Genomic DNA, 5,114 nt, shown 5'->3' on the forward strand with positions numbered 1-5,114 from the left:
GACCGTCACGGTGCCATCACCCGCAACAGCGTCGAGGATCTCAGCGTCATAGTTCAAGATGGCATTCTCAAAATCGCTGGTCAGCGACTCACGTGCCGCCTCGACGTCTGCCATATCGCCAAGGAAGTGGATTGCGATGATATTGCTTTCCGCCGTAATGCCGGGAACCTCCAGCTCAACATCAACACTGCCATTTTCGCCCATCTGCTCAAGGGCACCAGCCGAAGCCGTCACATCAAAGAGGGCTGCAGGGGCAAAATCATCGATGGTCACACTCTGCTCAGTCTGTGCATCCGAAATCGCAGTGACTGCTTCCGTGACCAAATTCAGCAGATTACCGCCAACTTTTTCCAAGAACTGGGTGGTAGAAGTCGAGCGGGTAACGGTCTCGAAAATCAGGTTGACTTTTTCATTGTCAGAATACTGAAGGCCCGTCTCCGTTGTCTCATTGGCCTTTTCTGCGTAGGCCAGCTCCGGCAACTCAACATCGACCGTCTCATTAGCGGCCTGTGTCTGGGAAACAGGCGTCACTTTGATATAAGGCTCTGCATCCTCAACCACGTTCAGTACACTGGAATTTGCTGCCGTTTTCGGCTGCATTGTGATTTCCAAATCAGCTGTCGTGCCATCTGCCGAAGTGACCGACGCCTGTACGCCGTTAACCTCCTGCACGGTCTTGCTCGGTTGCCAGGCCGCAAACACCGGGCAAGCCATCATAGCCGCCATCGTGACGGCAACCACGCCTGAAACCAATCTCTTCTTCATGTGAAATTCCTCCTTCACTTTTGCTTTTGGCTTCTGCTGCCATAGCTGTTGTAGTAATAACTGGAACGGTAATAGCGGTGATAATACATATTCGATTTGCTGTTCATATCGGCGCGGTTAAGCACAATGCCAAGCAGCGGTGTTTCCGTCCGCTTGAGCAGCTGAACCGAATTGTCAACAAGTTTTCGCGGTGTTGCACCACTTCGCACCACCAACACTGTGCCATCACAGTGGGGCGCCACATTCAGCGCATCGGCTACGCTTCCCAGCGGCGGCGTATCAATCAGCACATAACTGAATGTTTTGGCACAGCTCTCGATCATGTGGCTGAATCGGGTCCCTTCCAGCAGAATCGTCGGGTTAGCGATGGCCGACGTGGTTGGTATCATATATCCATTGGGAATATTGGTCTGATAGATCACATCCGACATATCCGCTTTGCCTGCCAGGTAATGCGCACCGCCCACAATTTTCTCGGTACTGCTGATCCCATATTTGGTGCGCATCTCCGAGTTGCGATAATCGCAATCAATGAGCAGCGTAGGCGTACCGACTTCTGCCATCATGCGCCAGAGCTGCATAACCAAGAAGCTCTTTCCCTCATTGGGCAAGCTGCTTGTCACCATGATGGTTTTAACCTCATCGCCACAAAAGCCCAGGTTAATACGGAACTGGTTCAAGGCTTCTGTCACATCAAAGGGCAGTTTCGGCATATTGCGAATCACAAGTTCTTTCATGCCTGCCCTCCCTTCGCTTGCCATGTGTCTTTTTTCATATGCGACTTACGACTCTTTTTCCTAATCTGCTTATTGAAGTCTCCAAGATCACCTTCCGGGATAGTCGCCAGCGGTTGAATACCAAAGTAACGTGCTACATCGTCGGGTGTGACAAAAGTGTCGTTCATTAAATAGCGAACCAACAGCACCGTGCAGCAAAGGATTGCACCCAGCAGTGCACCCAGCACAGTATTCCTGGAGTAGCTGGGGCTGGAGGCCTGGTTCGGTACAATTGCACTTTCCACCAGGTTCGGTGGGTCTGTCTCCATGACGTTTGGCAGATAGATGCTGGCCTGGTTCACCAGTTCGTTGGCAATATCCGCCGCCTGCTGTGGGTTGGGGCTTGTCACAAGGATGCGCAGGATTCGCGTATCGGTTGTGTTGGTGATATTGATCATTCTTTCGAGCTGCTGATAGTCCATAGACAGCCCCAAGTTGTTGATAACATCCTGTAACAGCGGCCGACTGAGAAGCAGCTCCTGATAGTCTGCGGTAAGAGATGTACCGACCTGCAGATCCGAGAGGTCGACGACTGAATCATTGGATGCGGACACAATGTAGATGCGTGCCGATGCTTCATACTGCGGTGTGATCAGGAAATAAGTTCCTGCAAATGCGATTGCCGCGCCTGCAATCAGGCTAAGCAGAATCTGCCACCAGTGTCCCCACAGCAGGTAAAACACTTCGACAAGGTCAATTTCTGTTGTTGTGTTTGCGTGCACCGGCGCAGTTTGCTGTGTCTGCTGCGTTGGGTATTCCATGCTTCTACCTTCCATAGCGTATCCTTTTATGTTCTCTCGTAGAACAGGCTCACAATCGCCTGTTGAAGGCTGTCCTGATCCAGCGTGTAGGTAGCACTGCCTTCTTCGTCCGTGCCGGATTCACCAGCAATGGTTAAAAACGGTAACTCCTCATAGGTTTTCATCTTTTCGCCCAGCTCCGCCACTGTTCCGCTTCCCATGTCCGTCACCATGTAATCACTCACTGCATCATAGGCTCGGATCACAAATTCCTCATCCTGCTGCGCCATTTTCTCTTCCAGTGCGGCCAGATACTGGCGCTGACGCTCCATGCGCGACAGGTTGGTTTCATCGTCCACACCTTTTCGGCTCCGCACGAAGACCAGTGCCTGCTGCCCTTGCAGCGTTATGGTCTCGCCTTCCTGCAAACTGGGATCGATATCTGTAAAATCGGATGTGATCGTAACTGGCACGCCGCCAACCATATCATTGAGAATGGCAACCGCGTCCATATTCAGGGCCACATACCCATCAATGGTTTTGCCGCCCAGCATATTCGAAACCGCCGCCACGGCATTCCTGCAGCTTCGTTCGGTACCATCACCGTAAGCGTGGGCCGTAGCGATTTGTGCGGTTTGGGTTTGAAGGACTTCACCCGTCATCCCCAGCACCTGCACCTCCACCATGCTGTCCCGGTTGATTTGCAAAACCTGCCATGTCTGGTTGGTGTTATCTACAACCAAAAGCAGCTGGACATCGGCCTGGCCGCCGCCGCTGTAACTCCTGTTCCCTTTTGCGGGCCCTTCCACGTCAATCCCCATCAGAAGGTATGTTTCCAACTGGGGACGTGGTGTGTACATGATACCGTTATACTCTATCGGCTCCGGCTCGGCCTCTGTGACAACTTCGTTTGTCGCCTCAGCCGAAACCGGCAGGGCCTGACTTTGCTGCCATTGATCCAGCCCTATTGCAATAGAAACCAGAACGATAATCACAGCCGCAACAACAACCGCCGCCTTGATTCCATCGGAGCGGCGGATGCGACGATTTCTGTAGCTACTCATGTTCTGGCGAAGCTGCAACCGGTCAGCCGCGCCGCGCTTTCCTGCATTCGCTGCCAGAAGGCAGTTCCCAGTTTTCGCTCAATCACACTTCGTCCCTCCCCCAAATTTGGTGGTCGTGTCGTCATGTTGTGCGCATCGCTGCCAAGCAAGGGGCACGCGGCCTCCTGCAGCAGTCGCAGTGCCTGCTTTCGGCTTTGCCAGCGCAGCAAACTGCCCGCGTTGATTTGTATACCAATCGGCAATTCCTGCAGCCGCTCCAACAATCTCCGGTTGTTTTTGCTGAACAGAAAACGCTCCGGGTGAACCAGAACGATTTGATAGCCCAAATCCAAGGACAGCGAAGTTACTTCTTCGATCTGGAAATCATTCCATTCGCAGAATGGCATCTCCAACAGCAGTGTATGCGTACCTTTAATGCACAGGCGCTCCAGTTCCTTCTGCTCGCTGATACCGGGGAAAAATGCGACCTCGGCCGCCGGAAGCACAATCGGCTGATTTTCATACTCCCCAAGTCCCGCCTGACGAAACTCTGCAAATGCCACATCGCGTTTCTCGCAAAATTCATGGATAGATTGTTCATCTGCATAATAGTGTGGGCTGGCACACAGTATTTGGGTCCCTTGAACCGCCATCTGACGAAGCATACGCATAGAGGTTCCGGCATTCGGGCTTCCGTCATCAATCCCCGGAAGAATGTGGGTATGCAGATCAATCACACGTTTTCATCTCACTCTTGCGCTCCTTTTTTCCTCTCAAGGAGATGTGGGGCATGTTTGCCTGAGTACCCTATGTAAGTAAGATAGGTATTCAGCGCACTGGTCATAGAATTGACCGTGTTTAGCGCATAGCCCTCCTGAAGTAAGTAATCTCGCCAACGCTCTGTGCTTTGCGACGACTCAGGCAATTCATCACCAAAAAAAGTCACAACACTTTGCAAAACATTTCTGTAGCGTTGCAATGTGGCGAGTTTCGCTCCTGCAGTTTGCCGAATACTCAAGAAGCTTTCAATGGTCTGCGGATCAAACACGGAAACAAACTTCTTCCCATGCTCTGTTGGCATTCAGGCCATCCCCTCCTGCGCATTTGAAAATGGACAAAATGGTTCTTTTGTCCTAAATGCTACATAATTGACGATACCAGCGGCGACATCTATCCACTATTCCTACCAATTTTACCACGAAAAGTGTCGATTTGCAACCGCAATCGCGTCATCTAGTGTTCTTTTTCATTTTTACAACCGAAGAATAGTTGCTTGCCATATCGATGGAACTTGTCGATATATCGATCTGTCAACCCAAAAGACGCCTGCCGCGACATCGCGGCAGGCGTCTTTTCTGTGCACTTTCGGCACCTGGCCGAAAATACAGTTAGACAAAAGAACCATTTTGTCTAACTTACCAAACCGAGCTGTTCGAGCTGTTTGGCATACTCAAAACCTGTAGTAACAAGATAAATTCTTGTTGTTTCGATGCGGGAGTGCCCTAGCACATCGGCCAGCTTGACGATGTCATGGCAGGCCCGGTAAAACACAGTGGCAAATAGATGTCGCAGATTGTGGGGAAACACCTTGCCCGGCGACACCCCGGCAGCTTGGCACAGGCTTTTCATTTCTGCCCAAATCTGTTTGCGTGATAACGCTGTACCGTTTCTGGTGAAAAATATCTTCCCGGAAGCGGTTTTTGTTTGCTTGGCATATTTAAGCAACTTGCGGCACAGTTTGTTCGGTATCAGGATCGTGCGGATTTTCCCTTTCATTGTGACATCGGCTC

Annotated in this window: 7 protein-coding genes; all 7 read right to left on the reverse strand. The window is 51.3% G+C overall.

The genetic code is table 11. The features are described 5' to 3' along the window. Positions 1-765: hypothetical protein (locus Q0526_RS02340; RefSeq protein WP_298730475.1), on the reverse strand; the 765-nt coding region annotated here is incomplete at its 3' end. Positions 766-779: 14 nt separating this feature from the next. Then, entirely contained in the window at positions 780-1,502 is a 723-nt protein-coding gene (locus Q0526_RS02345; protein ID WP_298730478.1) for a CpsD/CapB family tyrosine-protein kinase, read from the reverse strand. Continuing rightward, positions 1,499-2,302 (reverse strand): Wzz/FepE/Etk N-terminal domain-containing protein, encoded by an 804-nt coding sequence (locus Q0526_RS02350; protein ID WP_298730480.1) that lies wholly within the window; start codon positions 2,300-2,302, stop codon positions 1,499-1,501. The genes Q0526_RS02345 and Q0526_RS02350 overlap by 4 nt, the downstream gene beginning before the upstream one ends. A gap of 26 nt (positions 2,303-2,328) precedes the next feature. Continuing rightward, positions 2,329-3,345: an LCP family protein gene (locus tag Q0526_RS02355; RefSeq protein WP_298730482.1), complete on the reverse strand. Its 1,017-nt coding sequence runs from the start codon at positions 3,343-3,345 to the stop codon at positions 2,329-2,331. Then, complete coding sequence (locus Q0526_RS02360) at positions 3,342-4,061, reverse strand: CpsB/CapC family capsule biosynthesis tyrosine phosphatase (RefSeq protein ID WP_298730484.1); 720 nt, start codon at positions 4,059-4,061, stop codon at positions 3,342-3,344. Before Q0526_RS02360 ends, Q0526_RS02355 begins: the two co-directional genes overlap by 4 nt. 11 nt (positions 4,062-4,072) lie before the next feature. Next, the gene (locus tag Q0526_RS02365; RefSeq protein WP_298730486.1) at positions 4,073-4,405 is read right to left on the reverse strand and encodes a hypothetical protein; all 333 of its coding nucleotides are present in this window, start codon (positions 4,403-4,405) and stop codon (positions 4,073-4,075) included. A gap of 329 nt (positions 4,406-4,734) precedes the next feature. Further along, a partial coding sequence (locus Q0526_RS02370) for a tyrosine-type recombinase/integrase (protein ID WP_298730488.1) occupies positions 4,735-5,114 on the reverse strand: 380 nt, incomplete at its 5' end.

It is taken from the genome of uncultured Subdoligranulum sp. (assembly GCF_937890665.1).

Coding starts and splice junctions, on each gene's coding strand:
- Q0526_RS02345 (WP_298730478.1), bottom strand. CDS start 1,502: ATGAAAGAACTTGTGATTCGCAATATGCCGAAACTGCCCTTTGATGTG.
- Q0526_RS02355 (WP_298730482.1), bottom strand. CDS start 3,345: ATGAGTAGCTACAGAAATCGTCGCATCCGCCGCTCCGATGGAATCAAG.
- Q0526_RS02350 (WP_298730480.1), bottom strand. CDS start 2,302: ATGGAATACCCAACGCAGCAGACACAGCAAACTGCGCCGGTGCACGCA.
- Q0526_RS02365 (WP_298730486.1), bottom strand. CDS start 4,405: ATGCCAACAGAGCATGGGAAGAAGTTTGTTTCCGTGTTTGATCCGCAG.